This is a genomic window from Methylibium sp. T29, assembly GCF_000576205.1.
In the GTDB taxonomy this organism is placed as follows: Bacteria; Pseudomonadota; Gammaproteobacteria; order Burkholderiales; family Burkholderiaceae_C; genus Methylibium; species Methylibium petroleiphilum.
In genome coordinates this window covers 1-802 of sequence record NZ_AZND01000566.1, presented here as the reverse complement: position 1 = coordinate 802, position 802 = coordinate 1, and the positions used below count along the sequence as shown (strand labels likewise).

The 802-nt window shown below is 75.6% G+C and carries 2 pseudogenes; both read left to right on the top strand.

Annotation, left to right across the window (positions count from 1 at the left end):
• Positions 1–288, top strand: a pseudogene (locus x551_RS26115) (hypothetical protein); the annotation flags it as partial.
• A pseudogene (locus x551_RS22855) lies at positions 285–802 on the top strand (HupE/UreJ family protein); the annotation flags it as partial. The pseudogenes x551_RS26115 and x551_RS22855, both read left to right, overlap by 4 nt.

Below are 802 nucleotides of genomic sequence, written 5' to 3'. Positions count from 1 at the left end.
GTCGCCGCACGCTATGCGCAGGCCGGCCTGCGACCGGAGGCGGTCGCGGTCCATGCGCGCGAGCGGGCGCGCTTCGCTCTCGACGTCGAGGCGGCACCTACGCGCGCGCTGGCGCTGGCGCGCCTGAACCTGAAATCGCAGCGCGAGGCGATCGACTTCGTGGTGATGCAGCGCGCCGCCACGGCCGCCGGCGACGCGGCGGCGCAGACCGAGGTGGTGGCGCTGGCGCGGCAGATCGGCCTGCGCGATGCGCGGCTGGAGCCGGCATCCGCCGGGAACGCGCAATGACCGGCGCACCGATGCGCAGGCTGCGCGCGCTGCTGGTGGGGCTGTCGGTCCTGGGTGTGCCGCTGCTCGCCTCAGCCCACCAGGCCAGCGACGCCTACCTGCGCGCCGGCGTCGATGCGCACGGCAAGCTGGCACTGCAGGTCGACGTGGCGCTGCGCGACCTCGACACCGTGCTCGAGCTCGACGCCAACGCCGATGGCCAGCTGAGCTGGGGCGAGGTGCGAACGCGCGAGGCCGACATCGCCGGCCACGTGGCCGACCGGCTGCGCCTGGACGACGGACGCTGCCACCTGCGCGCGCTGCCGGGCCTGGCGCTGGACCGCAAGGCCGACGGCGTGTACGCGCTGCTGCACTACGCCAGCGACTGCGCGGCGGCCGGCGCACCCGCGCTGGACTATGGCCTGTTCCGCGACACCGACCCGACGCATCGCGGCCTGCTGGTCGTGCTCGACGCCCAGGGCCAACCGACCGGCCCGCTGCGCAGCTTGACGCCGGGCGGCACGCCGCTGCGGCT